Consider the following 23,933-nt stretch of genomic DNA (forward strand, 5'->3'; position numbering starts at 1 on the left):
AAGTACCACTTTTATCTGTACTTTTGGTACAGTATACCCGATTTGCAATTTCAATGCCAACTTTCACTGCAAAGAAAAGCATTGAAAAATACTTTAAAAAATTATATTTATATATCTGATATTCATGATAATAGGTTCAGAATTAATTTTTAAGGCGAAACTGCCATCGACAAATACGTATGCCAGTCAGATTCTTAGAGCTAAAAACTCAAAAGAAGGTACGGTTATCTATACAAATTACCAGTCGGCAGGACGAGGTTATGCAGGCAATGGCTGGGAGAGCGAGGATGGTAAAAATCTGTTATTCAGCATTTTACTATATCCAACTGTTGTTAATCCGGCAGATCAGTTTATAATTTCGATGGCAATTTCACTTGGAATATGTGATTTTCTGGAGAGTCATATTCCGGTTTGCAGAGTGAAATGGCCTAATGACATTTATGTAAACAATGACAAAATAGCAGGTATTTTAATTGAGAATACCATAATGGGCAATATGCTTGAAGATTCAGTAGCAGGTATAGGACTCAATTTAAACCAGGTTAAATTTCTGAGTGATGCACCTAATCCGGTTTCGCTGAAGATGATCACCGGGAAAGAGTATGATCTGAATGATTCACTTTTAAGACTGGCAACTTACCTCGATAAGCGGTATAAACAGGTTTTATCAGAGAAATTTACTCAGCTGCGGGAAGAGTATACTTCAAAACTCTTCAGATTGAATGAATGGGCAAGCTACAGGGATGGCACCGGGGTATTTACAGGACGAATAATTTCAGTCTCAGAAAATGGCAGGCTTCATGTTGAAACAAAGCCAGGATCAATAAATGAGTACTCTTTCAAAGAGGTGGAGTTTATCATTTGAAATGGCAGTGGCAACTTAAGTAATTTGGTAATAAAACGCCTGCTCGCTCAAGGAGATCCCTCGGTGGCGCTTCTTAATTATACAGGTCTGGTTTAAGGGTTATGGTATAATTTAATGTCTGCTCATTCCATGAGATCCCTCGCTGGCGCTTCGGGATGACAGACGAATCTGGGTCTGAGGGGGAAAGAAATGGCGATTCGCACAAAAATTTGAACTGTTCGATATCTTTCAGCGAATCGCCATTTCTTTCCCCTGCTTGTCTCCAAAAGCCCTGTCATCCTGAGCGATAGCGAAGGATCCCCGGAACTTAGCAGGGTATACAATTAAGTCTATTGGTTTTACTTCCAGCCCTTAAATTTCTCCATTTCATTTATGAGCATCTCAAGAAACTGCTCAATTGGTTTTGCCGCGATCATCTTCATCATGGGATTAAGCTCAGCATTGAGGATGACCTTAACTTCAGCCGGTTGAGCACCATCACCTGAAATATTTAACACAAGCTCGAAATCATTTTTTTTAAGAGCGTCGCCTTTATAAACAACCCTCTTATACATCTCCTTATCAGTGAGCCTGACGCTTACAGTACCCAGCATAGAGACTGTAAAACTGCAGGACTCTTTTTCAGCTTTCCAGTTATTGATTGTGTTATTTGGAATGAGTCCTTCAAAGTGACGCAAGTCGGTAGTAAAATTAAAACACTCCTGTGCAGAACATGTAAGGTTTCCCTTTCTGCTTTCAAAATAAGAAATATCGCTCATAGTCTCCCCTTTTTATACACCCCAAACCGAAGGATCAACCCTCCACTTTTTAAGCGTTTCAACCTCCGCTTCACCAATATATCCTGTTTTTACTGCTGTTTCAATTAGTGCAGTATAATTGCTTAAGGTATCAAGTTTGCAATGCTCAGAAGCAAAGCCGTCGGAGGCTTTTTTAAATTCATAAGTAAAAATAGCAACCATTCCAAGTACTTCACAACCAGCTTCCTGCAAGGCCTTAACAGCGATGAGACTGCTTCCCCCGGTTGAGATCAGATCCTCGATAACAACGACTTTCTGGCCTTTTTCATAATACCCCTCAATCTGGTTCCCAAGGCCATGTTCCTTAGCGCCTGAACGCACATAGATAAACGGCAATCCAAGTTTATCGGCAGCAAGTGCTCCATGGGCAATAGCTCCGGTAGCTACTCCTGCAATCATTTCAGCACCGGGATAGAGTTCGCTGATCATGTCTGCGAATGAATCGCGGATAAAAGACCTAACTTCGGGAAATGATAATGTTTTGCGGTTATCGCAATAAATAGGTGATTTCCATCCTGAAGCCCATGTAAATGGATTTGACGGTTGCAATTTAATTGCTTTAATTTGTAAAAGATATTCAGCAGTTTTTTTTGCACAATTCTCCATATGAATATGTATAAAGTTCATTTCGAAAACAGATTCATAACAATAAGCCCTGAACCTGACCGGTTACAAAAGTACGGCTTATTCCATAAATTCAATGACACAAGCGAACTTTATAAATTAATATCTGATTTTCAGACAGATAAGAACATTCATGCAATAAATATCTATGGACCCGATATTAAGTTCATCTGGAAGCTCTTCAGGATATATTTCACTGAAGTCGGAGCTGCAGGCGGACTTGTGAAACACACATCCGGCAGATACCTGTTTATCGAGAAGAAAGGGAAGCTCGATCTGCCAAAAGGGCATCTGGAGCCTGGGGAAGAACCTGAAACGTGTGCAATCAGGGAAGTAAGTGAGGAGTGCGGGATTTCAGGACACACAATTGTAAAACCCATCACTCCAAGTTACCATACCTATAGCTGGGAAGGGATTTCATACCTGAAAAAGACAAGCTGGTTTCTGATGCAATACGATGGCGAAATGATTACCGAACCTCAGGTTGAAGAAGGAATTACAAAAGTTGAATGGCTACTGCCTGATGAGCTTAATTCACTTAAGACAAATGCCTGGTTGTCGCTGATGGACCTTATAAACGATTCTATTCTGAGATAAATTACTATTCTTCGCTTCCTTTATAATCCTTAAGTTTAATAGCAGCCGGAACGAACCTGGAAGCATCTCCCCCGCTTCTGATAATATCACGTACAATAGTTGAATTGATAAAAGAGTGTTCAGGTACTGTAAGAAGGAATACAGATTCAATTCCCGGAGCGATTGCTTTATTTACCTGACCGATGGCTCTTTCGAACTCGAAATCTGCAGCCGTTCTTAATCCTCTCAGGACGAATCCGGCACCTTTTGTCCTGCAATAATCTACTGTAAGTCCTTCATAGTGATCAACTTTAATCCTGGGCTCATTATGAAACACTTTGGCAATCATCTCTTTTCTTACCTCAAGAGTGTAGAAACTTTTTTTCAAAGCGTTTGCCCCTACAGCAATAATTATTTCATCAAACAGGCTCAGAGCTCTTCTCACTATTGCTTCGTGACCAATTGTGAACGGATCGAATGATCCGGGAAAAACAGCTATCTTTTTCATTCAAATGATATTTTTTTGGGATTCTTAACTTTCTGGTTAAGCAGGGCGAGTTCCAGAACTCCCATAATTGTTTCAACGTAATGAAATTTCAATCCTCTGATATATACTTCTTTAATATTTTCAACATCTTTTCTGTTCTCTTCAGAAACAATAATTTCCTTAATACTTGCCCGTTTTGCGGCCAGGATTTTTTCCTTGATACCTCCAACTGGCAGGACTTTTCCCCTCAGGGTAATCTCGCCGGTCATTGCAAGATATTTCTTGACTTTCCTCTGAGTAAAGGCTGATGCGATTGATGTCGCCATTGTAATACCAGCCGACGGTCCGTCTTTCGGTATAGCGCCTTCGGGAACATGAATATGAATATTCCACTTCTCCGAGAAATTATCAGGAAGATCAAGCAGTTCAGCGTTTGACTTCAGATACTCAAGGGCAATAATGGCAGACTCTTTCATAACCTCCCCAAGATTTCCCGTAAGAGTGAGCTTGCCTGTCCCTCTGCTCAGACTGGTCTCAACAAAGAGGATCTCCCCTCCTGCTGCAGTCCATGCCAGACCAGTCACAACACCAGCCTGATCGTTGCCCGCATAGAGATCTCTGGTATATTTCGGGGGTCCGAGCACTTCGTTCAGAGACTCCTGTGTGAGAGCATGGCTGTATTCTGTTTCGGATGCTATGTTTTTGGCTGTGACCCTTACAATTTTTGCAAGTCTTTTATCGAGTTCCCTCACACCTGACTCCCTGGTATATTTTTCTATAACAGATTCCATCACTTTCTTGTCGATCGTAACCTGATCAGCTTTTACACCGTGATTCTCGAGTTGTTTAGGAAAAAGATGCCGTTTTGCTATTTCAAGCTTCTCCTCAACCAGGTATCCTGTTATCTCGATCATCTCCATCCTGTCTTTGAGGGCAGGACTAATAGTTGCTAGGTTATTTGCAGTTGCTATGAACAGAACTTTCGACAGATCGTATTCCATTTCAAGAAAATTGTCGAAAAATGTACTGTTTTGCTCAGGATCAAGCACTTCGAGAAGAGCTGATGACGGATCGCCCCTGAAATCCTGTCCTACCTTATCAATTTCATCCAGGATAAAAACAGGGTTTGAAGAACCTGCTCTTTTAATGTTTTGAATAATTCGTCCGGGCATTGCCCCGATATATGTTTTTCTGTGCCCCCTGATCTCAGCCTCATCGTGCAGACCGCCTAATGACATTCTGACATACTTTCTGTCGAGGGCTTTGGCTACAGATCTGCCGAGTGATGTTTTTCCAACTCCCGGAGGTCCATAAAGACACAATATCGGTGATTTTAGATCGCCTTTAAGTTTTAATACTGCCAAATGTTCAAGGATCCTCTCTTTCACCTCATCGAGTCCAAAATGGTCTTCATCGAGAACCTTTCGTGCATTTTTGAGATCGAGGTTATCCTGGGAATATAAGTTCCAGGGAAGATCGAGAAGAGTCTGAATATAGTTTACCTGCACAGAGTATTCAGCAGCTGCAGGATTCAGACGATGAAGCTTATCGAGTTCTTTATCGAATACCTTTCTGACATCCTCATTCCAGCTTTTGCCTTCAGCTTTCTTCCTGTATTCCTCTATCTCTTTTTCAACCGGGTTACCTCCAAGCTCATTCTGAATAGTCTTCATCTGCTGATGCAGAAGGAACTCCCGCTGCTGCTGGTCGAGATCGCTCTTTACCTTTGACTGCAGCTCATTTTTAAGTTCAAGCACCTGTATCTCCTGAACAAGAAATTCGAGAAGCATGAAACCCCTGTCGCGCAAACTGGTCATTTCGAGCAGCTTCTGCTTATCCTGAACTTTAATATCTGTATTTGAGCAGATGAAGTTAATAAGGTAAGTGTTGTTCTCGATGTTCTTTATAGCAAAGGAAGCTTCAGGACTAATATTGGGATTAATCTTTATAATCTTAAGTGACAGATCTTTAAGCGAACCGACGATTGCATCAAAATCCTTACTGATAATGTCAGGTTTTACTTCGGGGATAGTTTTTACCCTGGCAATAAAATAGGGATCATCAGAGACAAGCTCGTGCAAAACCATCCTTTTTCTGCCCTGAATTATGGCAGTTGTTGATCCGTCGGGCATCTCCAGAAGCTTGACTATCTGTCCGATAGTTCCCACTGTGTGAAGGTCCTTGAATTCCGGATTTTCGGTATCCGGATCTTTCTGAGCAACGGTACCAACAATTTTATCGTTACGATAGGCATCCTTTATAAGCTGGATGGAGCGGGGCCGGCCAATGGAAATAGGAAGAACCACTCCGGGAAACAATACAGTATTCCTGAGAGAGAGTATCGGAATTGTTTCCGGAACCTCAACATCCTCCAGTTCACCATCATCGCCATCGGCAATAATAGGAATTATATCTCCTTCACCATCAAGTATATCCGGCAACAATATTTCACCAACTGACTTCCTGAATTTTCTTTCCATGTATCCCTAGACTCCTTACCTTACTATAAATTAAGTTAAACGTTTTCTTTTCAACTGTGCCCCGTTCTACCTCACCCTAAATCCCTCTCCCGGGGGAGAGGGACTTAAGTTCCTGCAATTATGTCAAAATTACATATAATTTTTACAACTGTCCTGAATAAGGGCATTGCAATGATTGTGCCACAGAAAATTTATGCAAAAAAAAAGGACATGCTGTGGCATGTCCCCGGAAATATCTTCTGATAATTATTTCTTTTTACCCAGACTGTCTTTGTAACGGGTGTTGAATTTATCAACCCTACCAGCTGTATCCACAAGTTTCATTTTACCTGTATAGAATGGGTGGGAGGTATTTGAAATTTCAAGTTTAAGGAGAGGATACTCGTTTCCATCTTCCCATTTAATGTTCTCTTTAGAAGGTGCAGTTGACTTAGTCAGGAATGAGATTCCGTTCGACATATCCTGAAATACTACAAACCTGTAATTGCTTGGATGAATACCAGTTTTCATTGTTCTATATTTTTTTGTCCTTTAAAACCCGTGTAAAATTCCCTCGTATTAGGGCTTGCAAAATTAATTAACATTATTCAAAATACAAAAATAAATATGAAATTATTGCTTATTATGTTGAATATCCAAATTAAGTCCCTGATTTTCAGACATCTCCTCCTTATATCTTTTAAAAGGAAGGTCTTTATTAATGAAATATCTGTACGTAATATGTGTTTTAGCCTTTTTTGCTCCCAGTGCTTCGTAGATTGCTATCATTTTGGGATTATAATCTCCAACCCATGACAGCTCCAGCTCTTTGAACCATGGTTTCTTCTTAAATTCACCGTAGAGCTGCAAAAAAATTGCTGATTCAACGCCGCTGTTCTGGTATGAAGGATGCACACCTCCTACTATTGCCCTCATACGTGTCATCTTATGAGCAGCCCTGAAATAGAGGAATCTCAGCATATTAAACGGATTGATGCTGCCATTGAAATGTTTCAGAATCTGATTCAGATCGGGAAACAGGATAAAAAATGCAATAGGTCTGTCATTAAAGTATGCAAACCATATGAGATCCTCATCAACAACATATTTTGCCTTTTTCAGCGATTCCTCAAGAAAAGCCGGATCAAGAGGTGTAAAATCTTCCTTAAAGACCGACCATGTGGAATTGTATATTTCAACTATATCATTTACATACTTATCCTTGTTTCTGAATTCAAAATGACGAAAGGAATAGCCCGGGCGTTTTGAAAGCCATTCGGCAATTTTCATTATCCTCTCAGGAAACATCACTATTTCCTTATCTGCATTTCTTATTTCCCTGTGATATGAGTACTGTTCAAAATAGTTTTTGAATCCATACTCCTCAAAAAAAGCACGATAATACTTTTTGTGGTAGGGCATTCCAAAACCCTGCTGCACGAATCCATCAACAAGAAGTCCCCAGTTATTATCGTTCTCACCAAAGTTAACAGGACCATCCATTGCCGCCATTCCGCGTTTTGACAGCCAACCGCGGGCAGTATCAAAAAGTAAAAAAGCGGCATCACGGTTTTCGATCACTTCAAAGTATCCGAGACCACCTGTAGGCTGACTGTTTGCAGCTGATCTGACCCTGTCGATGAAAGCCGCCACCCTGCCGATAACATGTCCATTATCATCTCTTAGTATCCATCTGACAGCCTCACCATGTTTAAATGTAAAGTTCGTTGCCGGATCAAAGACAGATTCAAGTGCAGAATCGAGCTGGCAAACCCAGAAAGGATCTTTCTTATATAACCTTTTGGGGAAATCAATAAATTCTCTTCTGTCGTGTTTTGACAAGACCTCAACTATCTGCATAGCGATTATCGCTTTAATCTGAATAATCCGGTGCAAATATAGCAGAAATTTGAAAAAGACGGAAGACAGAAGACGGAAGACGGAAGACCGAAGACCGAAGACGGAAGAGAGGAGACGGAAGACCGGAGTTGGCTACCTTATGTCGATTATCCTGTGGTCGATAAGGACAAATACGATAGAGATCAGAGCACAATAAATCGCATAAAGTCTGAGTGGAATATATTCTGAAGGCCTGATTTTCATTTTATACCACAGATATCCTACCAGAAAAGCTTTACCTATTATATACACAATTAGTGTTGACAGGGCTACCCCCACAATATTATAACCCCATTTGATCATGAGAAGACTGAGAGGTATATTTATTGCAAGCTCAAGAATTGCAGCTATAAGGGTAATGTGTGTTTTCTTCCTGCCGACAATAATAGTCTGCGGAAATACCAGTCTTGGTATAATCAGCAGGGAATAGATAAGAAAGATATCGGCGCTCTTATGAAATTCAGAGTTGAACATACGCGGGTAGAGCCATCTCGAAAAGATCATCATCATGATGGCTGCAGGAAAGAGTATATGCATCAGGCGCTTCGATTTGGCGCGTATTTTGGCAAGCGACTCTTTCATTCTCTCACGAGTCGAGAACTCCGGAAGCATAGCATTACTCAGTCCGTTTGCAAGCATGAGCACCAGAGGAAACTCTTTGGCACCGTAGCGGAACCATGCAAACATTGCGGGGTCGCGGTACACGGCTGAGACAATTACTCCATCGGTATACTGGGCCGATCCGCTGATCAGAGTTGTAAGAATCAGAGGGGTGGCAAGATAGAGATGCTCCTTCATAAATTCAACAGAAATTCTCATTTCAGTATACCTTCTGAGAAGGATGATCAGCCAGATCCATCTTGCTACAGTGATTAACAGCAGTCCATAAATCGACCATATTATATCCTGTTCGAGTATTAAAGGGATTATTATGAATAACAGCTGGGCTGTAAATGTGTATAGGCCGTACTGGAATATGCGGTAAGCCCTGTTATTAAGGAGGTAGATATATTCAATTATCTGGACAGGGCTGTTAAGCAGAATATAGAGCAGCAGAAGGTTAATATACGGAACGTTACCCGATATATGGAAAACCGAAAAATTATTCTTCAGTGAGTGCCCCAGGATAAAAAACAGGAGGCTGAAAAAACACAACAACAGAAAAGCATTGAAAATCTCAGGTGATTTATCAGTGCCATTATCGCCAATTTTCCTGTAAGTTTTATTCCTGTGGTAGAGCGGAAGAAGTGACTGGATGATTCCTGTAACCCAGAAAAAGGTCATCAGTCCTGCAATGAACATGAACATTTCCCACTTACCTATATCAGCCCGTGTAAGATGGCTTTTTGTAAAGACTATACTAATAATGAGGAAGATAACCGGCTTCATCAACTGATAGAGTTGCAGCCCCGAAATGTTATCTATAAATTTTAATCTTTTCAAAACCTGATTACTGAATATTTGAATCTCCCTCTAAACAGTATATTTCAAAATAAATTGTCCGACGAAGTTCATTTTTTTCGAACCCCGCAAAGATAGTAATTGAGTATAGTATGAGAAAATAAAATATAAATTTTGTGAAATAGAAATTTTGAACTTATTTTGCACTCCTGAAACGGTGGATGTAGTTCAGTCGGTTAGAACGTCGGATTGTGGTTCCGAAGGTCGTGGGTTCGAGCCCCATCTTCCACCCCAAAAATAAATCCCGGGTATCTTAAAAAAGATTCCGGGATTTTTTGTCTGTTTAATCCCCGTGATAGTTAATGTCTCTCAGAATCCCTCTGATTATTTTCCATTAAACTTTTCAAGGTTTAAAATGTTAATCAATCAATATCTAATTAAACCAGAACAAATCTATGTTGGTACTAAAATCCTCTGTAAAAAATCATTCTGAAGAATTTAAGGCTAACTATAAGTATAACAAATCTTTATATAAGAATATTCAGGACATTACAGACACAGTTCGTGAAAAAAGAGATGACAAGATAGTAGCACAGCACAAAAAGAGAGGGAAATTGTTGGCTCATGAAAGAATAAAGCTGCTGATTGATAAAGAGAGTGATTTTCTGGAATTCTCCCCTCTTGCGGCATATCAGAAATACAGCAACCGGTTTCCGGGAGCCGGTATTATAACCGGATTGGGTATTATACATGGCCGGGAAACTATAATTATTGCCAACGATGCTACAGTTAAAGGAGGAACATATGTTTATGAAACCATTAAAAAACACCTCAGGGCACAGGAAATTGCTTTGCAGAACAATATTCCGGTTGTATATCTGATTGATTCGGGTGGTATATACTTACCTGAACAGGCGAATGTATATCCGGATAAGGATCATTTTGGAAAGATATTTTATAATCAGGCGGTTTTATCGGCTGAACGAATACCACAGGTCTCTGTTGTTATGGGCTTCTGTACAGCAGGTGGCGCTTATATTCCGGCAATGAGTGATGAAAGCATAATTGTTAAAGATACAGGTTCAATATTTCTTGCCGGACCACCTCTGGTAGAGGCCGCCACCGGCGAAATAGTGACAATTGAGGAACTGGGCGGGGCATTTGTCCATACATCAATTTCTGGCGTAGCCGATCATTTTGCAGAAAATGAAGAACATGCCCTGTCCTTATGCAGGGACATTTTTCAACATTTTAATAAAACTCAAAAACAGCATCTCGACAGAATTGATCCCAAGGAACCACAATATCCTGTTAATGAGATTTATGGACTTATCCCCTTAAGCAGTAAAAAGGCAATAAATATCTATGAAGTTATTGCAAGACTGGTTGACGGCAGCCGATTACAGGAATTTAAAGCAAACTATGGAAAAACAATTGTAACCGGCTTCGCAAGGATAGAGGGGTATAATATTGGTATCATCGCCAATAATGGTATACTTTTCTCTGAATCAACTCTGAAGGCAACTCATTTTATTGAATTGTGCTGCAGCAGAAACATCCCGATAGTATTTCTTCAGAATATTGCCGGTTTCATGGTAGGTAAAGAATATGAACACAAAGGCATCGCAAAGGACGGTGCAAAAATGATACAAGCAGTTGCGAATGCGAATGTACCAAAATTTACTATCATCATAGGCACATCCTCCGGTGCCGGAAATTATGCAATGGCGGGAAGGGCATTCAACTCCAACCTGCTATTTATCTGGCCGAATTCGAGAATTACAGTAATGGGCGGGGAACAAGCGTCGCATGTATTAGAAAGTATCAGATTAAAGAACGGAAATAATAATCTTTCTGCAGACGACAATGAAATTCTGAAACAGAAAATCCTTAAGGATTTTGATACTGAGAGTTCCTCATTATACAGCACATCGAGAATCTGGGACGATGGAATAATTGATCCTGCTGATACGAGGAAAGTTCTGGCTGCAGCTATATCAATGTCACTGAACAGGCAATTCCCCGAACCAAAGACAGGGGTTTACAGAATGTAAGTTACAAGACTATGTCTGATTTTACAAGAATCGAAACTGAAATAAAGGAGAAACAAATCACTGTTTGGTTAAATCAACCGGAGATTGGAAATGCACTCAATCCACCCCTTATTGAAGAATTAATTAAAGTCTTCAAATGGGTAAGCACTCAGGATAATATAATGGTAATCATCCTGAGAGGGAAAGGGAATTCATTTTGTTCAGGGGCAGATTTAAACTGGATGATAAATTCAGGAGAAAATGATTATCAGGTTTGTTATAGTGACAGCGAAAAACTAGCTGAGTGCTTTCAGATTATTTATCAATCTGATAAAGTTGTCATTAATCTTGTTCATGGAAATGTTTTTGGAGGGGCACTTGGATTCACGGGTGTGGCTGATTTTACTTTTGCAGTAAGAGGAACGAGATTCTGTTTGCCTGAGTTACGCTTAGGGTTAATACCATCGGTTATACTGCCATATTTGCTTACCAAAATCAGACCTTCAGATTTAAAATACCTGACTTTCACTTCCGGAGAATTTACTGCTGAAGAAGCATATGACAGAGGATTTATTGATTTCCTGTGCAATAGTAACGCTGAAATGGAAATCAGTTCTGATGACTTAATTCAAAAAATAAATTCTGTATCAGCTTATGCCCTTACAGAAGCAAAACTTTTATTCAGGGATTTTAACAAGATTCTAATTAATCCTGAAAATATTGAGAATACAGTCAGGACTATCACCAGATTAAAGATGTCAGAGGATTCGAGGGAAAGGATGTCTGCATTTCTAACCAGAAAACAAAATTTGAAAAATATTAAACTTAAATGACCTATTCATGCAGAACAAAATATACTCTCACCCACTATTTACAGAACACCATATTGGATTCAGATCAAAGATCAGATCTTTTGCAGAGCATGAGATAAGACCATTAGCAGCGAAGCTCGATGAGGATGCCTCATTTTCGGCACACCTGACCAGACGTCTTGGAGAAATGGGATTATTAGGTATTTCGATCCCAAAGGAATATGGTGGTCAGAATCTGGATACTCTTTCATATATTATTGCAGTAGAAGAACTTGCCAGAGTTGACAGTTCTCAGGCAGCAACTGTGGCAGCACATAACTCACTTGGTATCGCACCTATTTATAATCACGGAACTGCAGAACAGAAGTCCAGGTATTTGCCTGGTCTAACCAGCGGTGAGAATCTCTGGGCTTTCGGATTAACTGAAGCTGAGGCCGGATCTGATGTAACACGGATTAAAACAAAGGCTGAGCTTGAGAGCGGAAAATGGAATATAAATGGATCAAAACTGTTTATCACCAACTCAGCATCAGGACACTCAGCCGGGATCACAGTCTTAGCAATTACAGGAGAGAATAACAACAAGAAAGAGTTCTCTGCCATTTTGATTGAAAAAGGCAGCGAAGGGTACTTTGCAGAACCTATCACCAATAAGATGGTATGGAGAGCTGTTGATACAGGGAAACTAACATTCAGTAATTGCAGGGTTCCAGAGGGTAACTTACTGGGCAAGAGAGGTGAAGGCATTCACATAATGCTTGAAACAATAGATTCAGGCAGACTTTCTATTGCTGCAATAGGATTAGGTCTGGCACAGGGTGCATTTGAGATGGCATTGGAATATGCGAAAAAAAGAAACCAGTTCGAACAGCCGATCGGAAAGTTCCAATCAATAGCTTTCAAACTCGCTGAAATGGAAATGAAGCTTGAACTGGCCCGAAACACACTCTATAATGCATGTTGGAAAAAAGACTCAAAACTGCCTTTTTCAAAAGAGGCAGCAGTAATCAAATTATACTGTTCGGAAATTGCCAAAGAAATAGCAGATGAGGCAGTCCAGATACATGGAGCCTATGGCTTAATGAAAAACAATGATATAGAGAGGTTTTACCGTGACCAGAGGATACTTCAGATTGGTGAAGGCACTTCAGAAATTCTGAAGGTTTTGATTTCCAGACATCTGGGTCTGTAAATCAGAGAATGAAACAATTTTCTCATCCTGTTGTTAGAATAGAAGTGACATGATAGATTAATCCAATGCAAGTTATAAGTGGTTTCTCAAAACTAAGTCTTTCAGCGAAAACTGACATTCTTGTTAAGAATATCCCCCTCGATCGTTATCAAACGGAGATACTGAAAGCATTTCAAGAAGACTATAAAGGTTTTGGAAGCATCATTCAGGATCTGAGCGAAAACTACATCTCAAATTATGTACTGCCGTTTGGCATAGCTCCGAACTTCCGAATAAACGATAAACTATATTTTGTCCCAATGGTGACAGAAGAGAGTTCTGTGTTGGCAGCCGCTTCTTTTGCTGCAAAATTCTGGAGCCTGAATGGTGGATTTACGTCAGAGGTTAAGGGAACAAAAAAATCAGGGCAAATATACTTTTCATGGCACGGAGATATAGAAAAGCTGCAAAAACTTTTTAATCAGCTTAAGGAAACCCTGAAAGCTTCTGTGAAACATTTCACAGAGAATATGGAAAAAAGAGGAGGAGGAATTACCGGTATAACTTTAAATAAAAACAAGTATAGGACGGATGATTATCATGTAATTGATGTCGATTTTGAAACAGCAGACTCAATGGGTGCCAACCTTATAAATACGTGCCTTGAGACAATGGGATCGGAACTAATTTCCTTCATAAGACGTAATTTCAGTGAATCAGAAGATAATGCAGAGGTAATAATGGCAATATTGTCGAATTATACCCCTGACTGCCTTGTTGAATGCAAAGCAGAATGCGATATCAGTCAATTATCACAGATATCAGGGCATCTTTCACCTGAGCAATTTGCATTAAAATTCATGAAAGCTGTGCAGATCGCTGATGAAAATGTCTCAAGGGCAGTCACACACAACAAAGGTATCTTCAATGGTATTGATGCCGTTTTACTTGCTACTGCAAATGATTTCAGGGCTGCTGAAGCCTGCGGGCATGCTTATGCTGCAAGAGAAGGAAAATACCGATCACTTTCCAGTATCGAGTTGCATAAAAACAGATTTATATATTCCCTCAGAGTACCCCTGTCGCTGGGTACTGTAGGCGGAGCAACCTCAGTACATCCCATGGCCAGACTGGCTCTTCAGATAATGCATAATCCTTCGGCGGGTGAGTTAATGCAAATTGCAGCCAGTGCCGGACTGGCTAATAATTTTTCAGCAGTTCGTTCACTCATAACCGATGGCATTCAGAAAGGCCATATGAAACTCCATCTCAATAATATTCTTAATCAATTCAATGTAACTGATGCTGAGAAAAAATCAGCAGAAGCTTTCTTTATTGACAAACAAGTTTCATTCAAAGCAATATCTGATTACCTGATAAGAATAAGAGAAAAATAATGAAACCGGAAAAGCAGATCTCATGGTTCTCGAATGGTAACCTGATACTATCGGGTGAATACTTCGTGCTTACCGGGGCAAAAGCTCTTGCTGTGCCACTTAAATATGGCCAGAAGATGAGTATATTAAGCAGCAGGAACGGTAACAATACTATTATCTGGAAAACAAATGAGCCTGGTAAACAATGGTTTAACTGTGAACTGAACTGTGAGACCTTAGATATCAAAAATTCTTCAAATACTGAAGTCGTCCGGGAACTGCAAAGCATACTCAGAGCTGTTAAGAAGTATAAACCTGAATTATTCAATAAGGAAATATCATATGAAATTACCTGTGATGTCAATTTCAGTATGGATTGGGGATGGGGAAGCAGTGCGTCTTTAACTGTTAATCTGTCGAAATGGGCAGGAATTGATCCGTTTATGCTTAATAATCAGATCTCAAACGGATCAGGATATGATATTGCAGCTTCATTGTCCTCTGCTCCGGTTATATACCAGATAAAAAATGGTCACCAGGAAACGAATCAAGTGTATTTCAATCCAGTATTCAGTAAATATATCAGCTTCATCTATCTGGGGCAAAAGCAAAGTACAAAGGCAAGTATTGAAAAAAATCTTGAATCAGTAAAAAAAAATGATACTCTGATTCCATTGATAACAAGTCTGACTGAAAAAATAGCCGCCGAAGAGAATGTAGAAGAGTTTGTAAGGTGTATGGTTGAGCATGAAAAAATTATTTCAGGAGTACTTAAGATGAAAAGAATCAAGGAATTGCACTTTCCCGACTTCAAAGGTGAGATGAAGTCACTGGGTGCATGGGGTGGTGATTTTGCAATGGTTGTATCACCCCTTGACATACTAAGTGTAAAACAATATTTTATTAAGAAAAATCTGAATATACTATTCAGATTTGACGAGATTATTAAAAACAAGATTACTGAAATATGATGACTCATTCAGGAAAAGTCACATGGAGAAGTCCATCAAATATTGCAGTAGTAAAATACTGGGGGAAGAAAGGAATTCAGTTGCCAGCGAATTCTTCGATAAGTATGACCCTGTCTAAGTGTTATACGGAGACAACTATTCAATATTCGCAAAAAGTCAATTCAGGAACTCCTTCATTCAGCTTTTTGTTTAATGGTGAGAAGAATATAAATTTTGAAGAAAGAGCAGGCAGGTTCCTTGAAGCAGCAGTAAAAGAGCTGCCCTCACTGAAACATCTTCACCTGAGTATTGAATCGTCCAATTCATTCCCTCACTCGGCAGGTATCGCCTCATCGGCTTCATCAATAAGTGCGCTGTCACTATGTTTTTGTTCTATCAACAGATTAGTGACTAATCCGCAGGAGGATGAAAAGGCATTTTTCAGAAGAGCGTCCCATTTGGCAAGACTTGGTTCAGGGAGTGCCTGCAGATCAGTTTACGGAGGCTGGGTACTCTGGGGTAAGAATGATGAGATACCAGACTCATCAGATAATTATGCAATTGCATTGTCAAAAGAACCTCACAATATTTTCAATGACTTTTATGATGCGATCCTCATTGTCAGCTCGGGGATAAAGAAAGTAACAAGCAGTGATGGACATAAATTGATGGAATCGAATCCATTTAAAGATACAAAATTCAAAACAGGAAATCTTAATGCAATAAAGCTCGTCAATGCATTAAAGGAAGGAGATGAACAACTTTTCAGAATTATCGCTGAAAATGAAGCTATGAATCTGCATGCAATGTTTCTCACATCAGATCCTTTTTATGTTCTTATTAAGCCAGAGACTCTTCAAATCATAGACAGACTAACTAAGTTCAGACAATCATCAGGACTTGAATTCAGTTTCACACTAGATGCAGGTCCCAATATCCATTTGTTGTACCCTGCAATTGCCAGGGAAAGAATAGTATCATTTATTAAATCTGATCTTATATCTTTTTGTGAAAATGGTATCTGGATAGACGACCGGATAGGAAAAGGTCCGGAATTAGTCAATTAATAGCAGTCGAAAGATGTATCCTTCAAAAATTCTTCTTTTTGGTGAATATACGATTCTATTGGGTTCGTCTGCCTTAGCTATTCCGTATAATAAACTATCAGGGGAACTGGCTATAAGTAAACCTGAGCCCAACAAAAAATACAATAAAGAACACAGGTCAAATCAGGTTCTGTTTGAATTATTCAGATATCTCCAAACGGAGGAGGTTAAGAAAATGTTACCATATTCTATTGATTTTAAAACATTTGAACAAGATCTTGTAAAAGGACTCTATTTCAGATCAGATATACCTGAAGAATCAGGACTTGGAAGTTCAGGGGCAGTTGTAGCGGCGATTTTTGAGAGATATATAAAGGTACGTTTGTCTGAGAAGGAACTTCCCGTAATAAAGGAGTGCCTTGGATTGATTGAATCATTTTTTCATGAGACAAGTTCCGGAGTTGATCCTCTTGTAAGCTATGTTAAAACGCCTGTATTAATCAAAAATCATAAAGTATACATGATCTCCGATTCACCTCTTGATGATCACCTTCATACATCAGGAATGTTCCTTGTTCACAGTAAAAAAAACGGGAACACCGGCGAGATGATTAAGAACTTTAAAATCAGAATCAAATCAGATTCCGGGTATCTGAGAAAAGTCAGGGAACAATATATCCCCGTGAATGATGAGTGCATAATTTCATTGTTAAATGATTACAATGCCCTGCATTTTTTCCCGGCAGTCAAAAAACTGATAAGCCTGCAGGTTGAAATATTTGAAAAGATGATACCATCTGCTATTTTCTCATTAGTAAATTACGGACTGGAGAACGACCTGTACTTTCTGAAACTGTGCGGATCAGGAGGAGGAGGTCATTTTATCGGTTTTACCAAAAACATCGAGACCACAAATAATTACTTTGCAGACATGGGATATAGTATTATAGTCTATTGAAATCAGTCCGGAATGGAATAAGATAAGAACAAACCTGTTGGCATTTTGTTTCTATGTATGAATGAGACATATAAAAGACTACCTCCCATGAATAATCCGAAACTAATTGAATTACAGAATGTACTGAGAGAAATGAAAAGTGTGCTGGTGGCGCATTCAGGAGGCATGGACAGTAGTTTCCTGCTTAAGGTTGCCAAAGATGTATTGCATGATAATGTTCTTGCCGTAACCGCTGATTCTGAAATTTACAGTTCAGTTGAGACAGAGGCTGCGAGGAAGTTTGCGGTGGAAATTGGCGTTAAACATATTGTTGTAAAAACAAATGAGCTAAACAACAAGGACTTTGTAAAGAATTCACCCGATCGCTGCTTCCATTGTAAGCTGTCGTTATACAGTGAGTTTATAAAAATCGCAGAAAAAAATAATCTGAATCAGGTAGTTGATGGGATCAATTCTGATGATAAAAAGGATTTCCGTCCTGGAATGAGTGCCGCTTCCAAACTAAAAATAAGAAGTCCGCTTCTTGAGGCAGGACTGACAAAAGAAGAGATAAGTAATCTCTCTAAAGAAATGAACCTGTCAACATGGAATAAACAACCTAATCCATGTCTTTCAACCAGGTTTCCTTATGGAACAGAACTTATAAGGGAAAATCTGAGCAAAGTTGAACAGGCTGAGATACAATTGGGTAAATATCATTTTAAGCAATTCAGACTAAGAATACACGATAATGTAGCCAGATTAGAGATTTTACCTGAAGATTTTGGGATTGCATATGCTGAAGAAAACAGGAATGAGATAGTTAATATGCTTAAAGGATTCGGATATACATATATTACCATCGATCTTGAAGGTTACCGGTCAGGCAGTATGAATGAGAAATTCAGAATCAGAAATAAACCTCAATAAATATTCTTCCTGATGTTACTCCTTTGTTTTTCAATATTTTATTGACATCCAGGATCATATTGCTGTTTCCGCAAATGTAATAATCCAGATCAGGTTCATCGGGATAGTCAGGTAAAAAGTCCGTTACTCTTCCGTTAAAACTGTTACCGGTATCCTGCGAAACACAAGGGAGATATCTCTGTGGATCATATTCATTTTTCTCATAGGCATCTTCCCATTTACGGATACCATGAAGGATCTTATAGTTAATTCCGGGATAGGAAGTCACAAAGCTATGAAATGGAGCAATACCGGTACCAGATGCAATAAATAAATTGTTTCTCGAATATAATTCACGCGGTTCCATAATGAAGGAGCCAAAAGGTCCGCTGACTTCAATCAGATCACCTTGCTGAACCCGCCTTAATTGACTTGACACATTACCATCCAGCACCTCCCTGACAAGGATCTCGAGATAATCCTGTTTCTCACCACTATAAATCGAGTACTCCCTTTTATATAACGATCCTTCAGTTCCGACAACAACATGCTGTCCTGCACTAAATTCAATATTGTCACGATCAAATCTTAAAACAAAGGTATTTTCAGTCAGGAAACGGATCTCTCTGACTCTCCTCTTTTTGAGATTTGTTCTGATATCTGATTGATAAGCTGTGCTGCCCATAAAAAAATTACCTTCAATTAAGCCTGGCTTTTTTAAACAATGAGATAACTGAATTGTTCAATAAAGAGAAAGGCCAATGAGTTTCAAAACATAGTTAGCAAATACTGATAATGAGTATTAAAACCGATAAAACTCACCTGCCACACTGGATGAAGGTACCTTTGGCACATGGAGTTAATTACTCCAGAGTTAAAAATACTATTGAGGAAAAAAGGTTAAATACGATATGCAGCAGCGGCAATTGTCCGAACAAAGGAGAATGCTGGAGTGCAGGCACTGCAACATTTATGATTCTTGGGGAGAAATGTACCAGAAACTGCAGATTTTGCTATGTAAAGACCATGATGCCCGATCCTGTCGACTGGGATGAACCTAACCGTGTAGCAGAATCAATAAAGATACTGGCCCTGAAGCATTGCGTAATAACATCTGTAGCCAGAGATGACCTTAAAGACCATGGCGCCTCATTCTGGGCAAAAACAATCAAAACTATAAAAGAAATTAATCCGGGAATAACAATGGAAGTACTGATACCTGATTTTAATAATAATCAGGATCTGCTTGATCTGGTGATAAATGAAAAACCAGAAGTTATTTCACATAATGTTGAAACTGTTGAAAGGATCAGTCCCAGAATCAGAAGTATTGCAACATATGAAAAAAGTATTAAAGTGCTGGATTATATCTCAAAATCAGGAATAATAACTAAGAGTGGTATTATGGTTGGCATAGGTGAGACAGAAGAAGAGGTCTTTAAAACAATGGATGACCTTCTTGCTGTTGGTGTAAAAGTACTTACAATCGGGCAGTATCTGCCTCCTTCAGAGCGTCATACACTGCTTGTCGAATATATTAAACCTGAAGTATTTGAACGCTATAAACAAACAGGTCTTGAAAAAGGGTTCCGGTTTGTTGAAAGCGGTCCATTGGTCAGGTCATCGTATCATGCTGAAAAGCATGTACATATCTAATTATTCTATTTGTTTAATTTAAACCTTAATTATTATGAGTACTATATCATTCTGGATAAAATCGTTAACGGTTATTCCACAGGTATCAAAAGAGCAATGGATCTCACTTGATATTATTTCAAAATGGCTTGTAGCAACCAGGTCTGCTGTTTTTATTATGACTGCAATATCAAGTGCCATTGGTGGCTTGCTTGCATATTATTATACCGATACGTTTAATACTGCCAACTTTATTGTATGTATGCTTGGGCTGGTATTTGCTCATGCATCAAACAACCTTCTGAACGACCTGATTGATTATAAGAAAGGTATTGATAACAATAATTATTACAGAACTTTGTATGGTCCGCAAATTGTAGAAAAAGAATATACCTCAAGGAATACCTTCTACGGGTACATCGCAGTTTCACTCTTTCTTGCATTTGCATGCGGAGTGTTTCTTATCATGCGCACAGATATTACCACTTTCTATTTAATGGCAGCCGGAATCCTGTTCCTGGTATTCTATACATGGCCACTGAAATACATCGGATTGGGTGAACTGACAGTTGTATTGGTATGGGGTCCACTGATGATCGGAGGGGCTTATTATGTTACTTCAAACGGATCGTGGAACTGGGATGTGATATACCTGAGCCTGGTCTATGCAATTGGTCCAACAAGTGTAATATTTGGCAAACATATAGATAAATCAGATAAAGACGTTGAGAAGAAGGTCTATACACTTCCGGTACTTCTTGGTGAAAAATTATCAAGATATACTACCATTACAATATGGCTTTTACAGTACATACTAACAGGCTTCTTTATTTACAAAGGTATCCTTGGATTGTCCTTTCTGGTTGTTCTCCTGGCTCTTCCCCTCTTCTTCCAGACATCAAAAACATTTCTGGAACCTAAACCACAACAGCCATTGCCCGGTGTTAAAACTACCTGGCCCCTCTATTTCGCAAGTTTTGCCTTTGTGTATAATAAAAGATTCAGTATGCTCTTTCTGGCAGGATTGATCCTGCAGGTTATTTTTGGCAAAATAATTTAAAATTGTAGAGACGCGATGCTTCGCGTCTCTATTTTTTATGTGAGACGCGAAGCATCGCGTCTCTACGTTTCTATTATTTTTTGTATTTACTGTATTTTGAACTGGCTATGAATGATAAGGCTGCCAGAAGAATTACAGTGATATATACAAATGCAGGTACAGGAACTGAATCTCCGCTTGCATATGAATGCAGACCTGAGAGATAGTAGTTAACACCGAAGTATGTCATCAGAACTGAAGAGAATGCGAATAGCGACAGAAGGTTGAAAGTAAAAATATCTTTCATCCCGGGGATAAGTCGTGCATGTATCACTATACTATATATAATAACAGTGATCAGCGACCATGTCTCCTTCGGATCCCATCCCCAGTAGCGTCCCCATGATTCATTTGCCCACACAGCACCAAGGAATGTTCCTATTGTAAGAAAATATAATCCCAGTGTAAGTGTCTTATAGTTAATTACAGTGAGTTCATCGATTGTTTTGGCAATTCTCTCCCTGTTCTCATTATTTGACAGAGCAAGTAAGATAAGTGTTATCAGTCCGAGAATGGCACCCAGACCCAGAAAGCCGTAACTGCCAGTAATCACTGATACGTGCAATGTAAGCCAGTAGGATTTCAGAACCGGGACAAGGTTAGTGATCTCAGGATCCATGAAACTGAGATGGGCAACCATTAGTGTCATTGAGGCAAGAACTGCTGTTGCAGACAATGCAAAAGCTGACTTGCGGCTGAAGATGAAACCAGCCAGAAGTGTAACCCATGAAATGAATATCATCGACTCATATCCATTACTCATTGGTGAATGGCCTGCAATATACCATCTTAATCCCAGACCAAGAGTGTGAAAAAGGAATCCGGCAAAAAGTAGCCAGCCCAGAACCTTTACGAACACCGAAGTCTCTTTTCTTCCCTTTATAACCATTGTAATGAGGCCGATAAGCATTATGAGGCCGACCGTTGCATAGAAAGGAAAGAGCCTTTCGAATATGCTCATCTTATAATATAACAACTCCGAGTTCTTTTTCGAATCAGACGGAAGTTCATATCCGGCAAACCTCTCCTGGTATGCGTTTATTGATTCCTCGAGCTGTTTTGTGGTTGTCATGTTATTCGTTTGCATGGCTTCCGACAAGACGGTCATGATGCTTTGCAGATAGACTGAATCTTCCTTACTGATAGCTCTTTCGAGTGCTTTTTCCGCAGATCCCCAGTCGTGTGTCCCGTCTTTTAGCGGAAAGAGCTTCATGAAATCGCCCATTGAGATCATGTAGAGGATATTCACCCTTTCATCGATTTTCATTATCTCCTTATCCTGTTTGGATCTCTCGCCAGGAGCTTTAGCATAGGCATCATTTACTTCCATTGAGATCTTGTAGTTTCCTGTACCTGATAGATCTACCAGATCTGAGAAAGCAGCATATTTCCCTCTTAAGCGCAGCCTGGTTTGTATTTCTGAATTTGAGATTCTTATCATTGGTACATCTTTCCATCTGTCAAAATCGAGGTAGATCCCAAGGAATACCTGCATTGAGGATAGTCCTTCAAAATCGTTCTGGCGTGTAACCTTGCGAAGGATATCATTGCTTAAGGTAAAGAGCGGCTTGGTTCTGCCTTTCTGGTCCTGTACAAGAACTTTTCCAAACTCTTCTGCAACAGCTTTATCGGGGACAAGTTTCTGAGCGTCAACTGTTGAGAGGCCCGAAAGGAAGATGAACAAAAGAATGAGAGGAATTGATTTTCTTATGTTCGACTGCCAGTAACCGGCATTTACATTATGGAATACTGATTTTTTGTTAATAAGTGTCAGAATAATAAAAATTATGAGCAGAGCATATCCGGTATAAGTCACAAGCATCCCTGCCATATCGCGATTTACAGAGAGAATAGTACCCATTTCGTCCATATCATATGACGACTGGTAAAACCGGTAACCCTTATATTTAAGGATATTATTCATGAAGATCAGGAAAGGTTTCTCAACATTTCCAGCCTTATCAACAAGTACAACGTCGCTCTTATAACCCGAGGGGCTTGATGATCCGGGATATCTTTCAAGCACAAAGTCGTTTAGTCTGATACGAAATGGCAGTGTTGTCATTTTTGATCCGTAGCTGACTTCGACTGTGGTTCCGTTAACATTGAAAGAACCTGTGGAGACTTTCTCTGAGCTCCTGTCGTAAATACTTATTGTTGATGATTCCTTACCATCCGAAAGGATAAAGATGAAAGCGTTTTTTCCGCTGCCCATTCCGTCAGTGTTCATGGTTCCGGGTTCGGTGGCATTTGGAATTACTTTTGAAAGTACCAGTTCATACTCCTTATTATTTATGGTAAGTTTTTCATTGTAGTTATCAGCAGTAACTGAAGTAAGGGAATACTTTTGCAGGTTGCTTCCAATCACTTTCCCATCACTTGCTTTGATAGTATATCCTATATACTTTTCTGTCGAGTAACAAACATTCTGTTCCTCTCCTTCCCTTATATGTATTGATCCTTCCCACCCGAAATACCTTGTAATACCGGCACCAATTATCATCACAACAAACGCGAGATGAAAGAGGGCTCCGGTAATCCTGCTTTTCTTAAAAAGCTTAAAGGCAATTAGTTGTCCAACCAGGTTTACAGCAAGAAGCAATAATATCAATTCAAACCAGAAAGAGTTGTAAACCATGCTATATGCTGCAGGAGAGCCAAAATCATTCTCAAGGAATGTTGCCACTGCCATTGCCAGTGCAAACACAACAAACAGAATTCCCATGAAGATGGGTGAGATGAGGAATTTTAAGTATTTCATAGAATATATATAGTTTTAAAATTATTTTTTTGGTCTGAAGACCGAAGACCGAAGTCCGGAGTCAAAACCTTCAATCCGCAATCCGAAATTCTTTCT

General features: G+C 39.5%; 21 protein-coding genes and 1 tRNA gene. 13 read left to right on the forward strand and 9 right to left on the reverse strand.

The features are described 5' to 3' along the window. The first annotated feature begins 124 nt into the window (after positions 1 to 124). A complete protein-coding gene (locus IPJ16_05230; protein ID MBK7626593.1) occupies positions 125 to 865 on the forward strand; it encodes a biotin--[acetyl-CoA-carboxylase] ligase in 741 nt (246 codons plus the stop codon). A gap of 338 nt (positions 866 to 1,203) precedes the next feature. Here IPJ16_05230 and IPJ16_05235 read toward each other — a convergent pair whose 3' ends face one another. Both IPJ16_05235 and IPJ16_05240 read right to left on the reverse strand, forming a co-directional pair. After that, positions 1,204 to 1,623 (reverse strand): hypothetical protein, encoded by a 420-nt coding sequence (locus tag IPJ16_05235; protein ID MBK7626594.1) that lies wholly within the window; start codon positions 1,621 to 1,623, stop codon positions 1,204 to 1,206. 12 nt (positions 1,624 to 1,635) lie between these two features. Next, entirely contained in the window at positions 1,636 to 2,268 is a 633-nt protein-coding gene (locus tag IPJ16_05240; protein ID MBK7626595.1) for an orotate phosphoribosyltransferase, read from the reverse strand. Between IPJ16_05240 and IPJ16_05245 the strand changes: the two genes are divergently transcribed. After that, a complete protein-coding gene (locus tag IPJ16_05245) occupies positions 2,269 to 2,883 on the forward strand; it encodes an NUDIX domain-containing protein (protein MBK7626596.1) in 615 nt (204 codons plus the stop codon). Positions 2,884 to 2,887: 4 nt separating this feature from the next. On the opposite strand, the gene coaD is transcribed toward IPJ16_05245, so the two are convergent. From coaD to IPJ16_05270, 5 genes are all read right to left on the reverse strand, one after another. After that, positions 2,888 to 3,370: a pantetheine-phosphate adenylyltransferase gene (gene coaD, locus IPJ16_05250; GenBank protein MBK7626597.1), complete on the reverse strand. Its 483-nt coding sequence runs from the start codon at positions 3,368 to 3,370 to the stop codon at positions 2,888 to 2,890. After that, positions 3,367 to 5,829: an endopeptidase La gene (lon, locus tag IPJ16_05255; GenBank protein ID MBK7626598.1), complete on the reverse strand. Its 2,463-nt coding sequence runs from the start codon at positions 5,827 to 5,829 to the stop codon at positions 3,367 to 3,369. Before lon ends, coaD begins: the two co-directional genes overlap by 4 nt. Positions 5,830 to 6,075: 246 nt before the next feature. Continuing rightward, positions 6,076 to 6,339 (reverse strand): type B 50S ribosomal protein L31, encoded by a 264-nt coding sequence (locus IPJ16_05260; protein ID MBK7626599.1) that lies wholly within the window; start codon positions 6,337 to 6,339, stop codon positions 6,076 to 6,078. A 102-nt stretch (positions 6,340 to 6,441) separates the two neighbouring features. Next, a complete protein-coding gene (locus IPJ16_05265; protein MBK7626600.1) occupies positions 6,442 to 7,668 on the reverse strand; it encodes a GNAT family N-acetyltransferase in 1,227 nt (408 codons plus the stop codon). A gap of 132 nt (positions 7,669 to 7,800) precedes the next feature. Further along, positions 7,801 to 9,150 carry an oligosaccharide flippase family protein gene (locus IPJ16_05270; GenBank protein MBK7626601.1) on the reverse strand — a complete coding sequence of 450 codons (1,350 nt, stop codon included), beginning with the start codon at positions 9,148 to 9,150 and terminating at the stop codon, positions 7,801 to 7,803. Positions 9,151 to 9,325: 175 nt separating this feature from the next. On the opposite strand from IPJ16_05270, the gene IPJ16_05275 reads away from it, so the two are divergent. The 9 genes from IPJ16_05275 to larE all read left to right on the forward strand — a co-directional run bounded on the left by IPJ16_05275 (position 9,326) and on the right by larE (position 18,363). After that, positions 9,326 to 9,402: transfer RNA gene (locus IPJ16_05275), tRNA-His, on the forward strand. A 161-nt stretch (positions 9,403 to 9,563) separates the two neighbouring features. Further along, positions 9,564 to 11,162 carry a methylcrotonoyl-CoA carboxylase gene (locus tag IPJ16_05280; protein ID MBK7626602.1) on the forward strand — a complete coding sequence of 533 codons (1,599 nt, stop codon included), beginning with the start codon at positions 9,564 to 9,566 and terminating at the stop codon, positions 11,160 to 11,162. 11 nt (positions 11,163 to 11,173) lie between these two features. Then, positions 11,174 to 11,974, forward strand: coding sequence for an enoyl-CoA hydratase/isomerase family protein (locus tag IPJ16_05285; GenBank protein MBK7626603.1), 801 nt, complete (start codon positions 11,174 to 11,176; stop codon positions 11,972 to 11,974). Between the two features lie 7 nt (positions 11,975 to 11,981). Continuing rightward, entirely contained in the window at positions 11,982 to 13,145 is a 1,164-nt protein-coding gene (locus tag IPJ16_05290; GenBank protein ID MBK7626604.1) for an acyl-CoA dehydrogenase family protein, read from the forward strand. A gap of 65 nt (positions 13,146 to 13,210) precedes the next feature. Beyond that, a complete protein-coding gene (locus tag IPJ16_05295) occupies positions 13,211 to 14,521 on the forward strand; it encodes a hydroxymethylglutaryl-CoA reductase, degradative (GenBank protein ID MBK7626605.1) in 1,311 nt (436 codons plus the stop codon). Continuing rightward, complete coding sequence (locus IPJ16_05300; protein ID MBK7626606.1) at positions 14,521 to 15,471, forward strand: hypothetical protein; 951 nt, start codon at positions 14,521 to 14,523, stop codon at positions 15,469 to 15,471. The genes IPJ16_05295 and IPJ16_05300 overlap by 1 nt, the downstream gene beginning before the upstream one ends. Next, entirely contained in the window at positions 15,468 to 16,517 is a 1,050-nt protein-coding gene (locus tag IPJ16_05305; GenBank protein MBK7626607.1) for a diphosphomevalonate decarboxylase, read from the forward strand. Before IPJ16_05300 ends, IPJ16_05305 begins: the two co-directional genes overlap by 4 nt. Before the next feature lie 13 nt (positions 16,518 to 16,530). Further along, a complete protein-coding gene (locus IPJ16_05310; protein ID MBK7626608.1) occupies positions 16,531 to 17,454 on the forward strand; it encodes a hypothetical protein in 924 nt (307 codons plus the stop codon). Between the two features lie 87 nt (positions 17,455 to 17,541). Then, positions 17,542 to 18,363: an ATP-dependent sacrificial sulfur transferase LarE gene (gene larE / locus IPJ16_05315; protein MBK7626609.1), complete on the forward strand. Its 822-nt coding sequence runs from the start codon at positions 17,542 to 17,544 to the stop codon at positions 18,361 to 18,363. On the opposite strand, the gene IPJ16_05320 is transcribed toward larE, so the two are convergent. Beyond that, on the reverse strand, positions 18,344 to 19,027 hold the full coding sequence (locus IPJ16_05320; GenBank protein MBK7626610.1) for an oxidoreductase: 684 nt from the start codon (positions 19,025 to 19,027) through the stop codon (positions 18,344 to 18,346). The two genes, larE and IPJ16_05320, sit on opposite strands and share 20 nt — an antisense overlap. A 110-nt stretch (positions 19,028 to 19,137) precedes the next feature. On the opposite strand from IPJ16_05320, the gene lipA reads away from it, so the two are divergent. Continuing rightward, positions 19,138 to 19,998, forward strand: coding sequence for a lipoyl synthase (lipA, locus tag IPJ16_05325; protein ID MBK7626611.1), 861 nt, complete (start codon positions 19,138 to 19,140; stop codon positions 19,996 to 19,998). A gap of 34 nt (positions 19,999 to 20,032) precedes the next feature. Further along, on the forward strand, positions 20,033 to 21,037 hold the full coding sequence (locus IPJ16_05330; GenBank protein MBK7626612.1) for a prenyltransferase: 1,005 nt from the start codon (positions 20,033 to 20,035) through the stop codon (positions 21,035 to 21,037). Positions 21,038 to 21,110: 73 nt separating this feature from the next. Here the strand turns inward: IPJ16_05330 and ccsB are convergent, their stop codons facing one another. After that, a complete protein-coding gene (gene ccsB, locus IPJ16_05335) occupies positions 21,111 to 23,837 on the reverse strand; it encodes a c-type cytochrome biogenesis protein CcsB (GenBank protein ID MBK7626613.1) in 2,727 nt (908 codons plus the stop codon). Positions 23,838 to 23,933: the final 96 nt, after the last annotated feature.

The organism is Bacteroidales bacterium (assembly GCA_016709865.1).
GTDB lineage: Bacteria > Bacteroidota > Bacteroidia > Bacteroidales > VadinHA17 > LD21.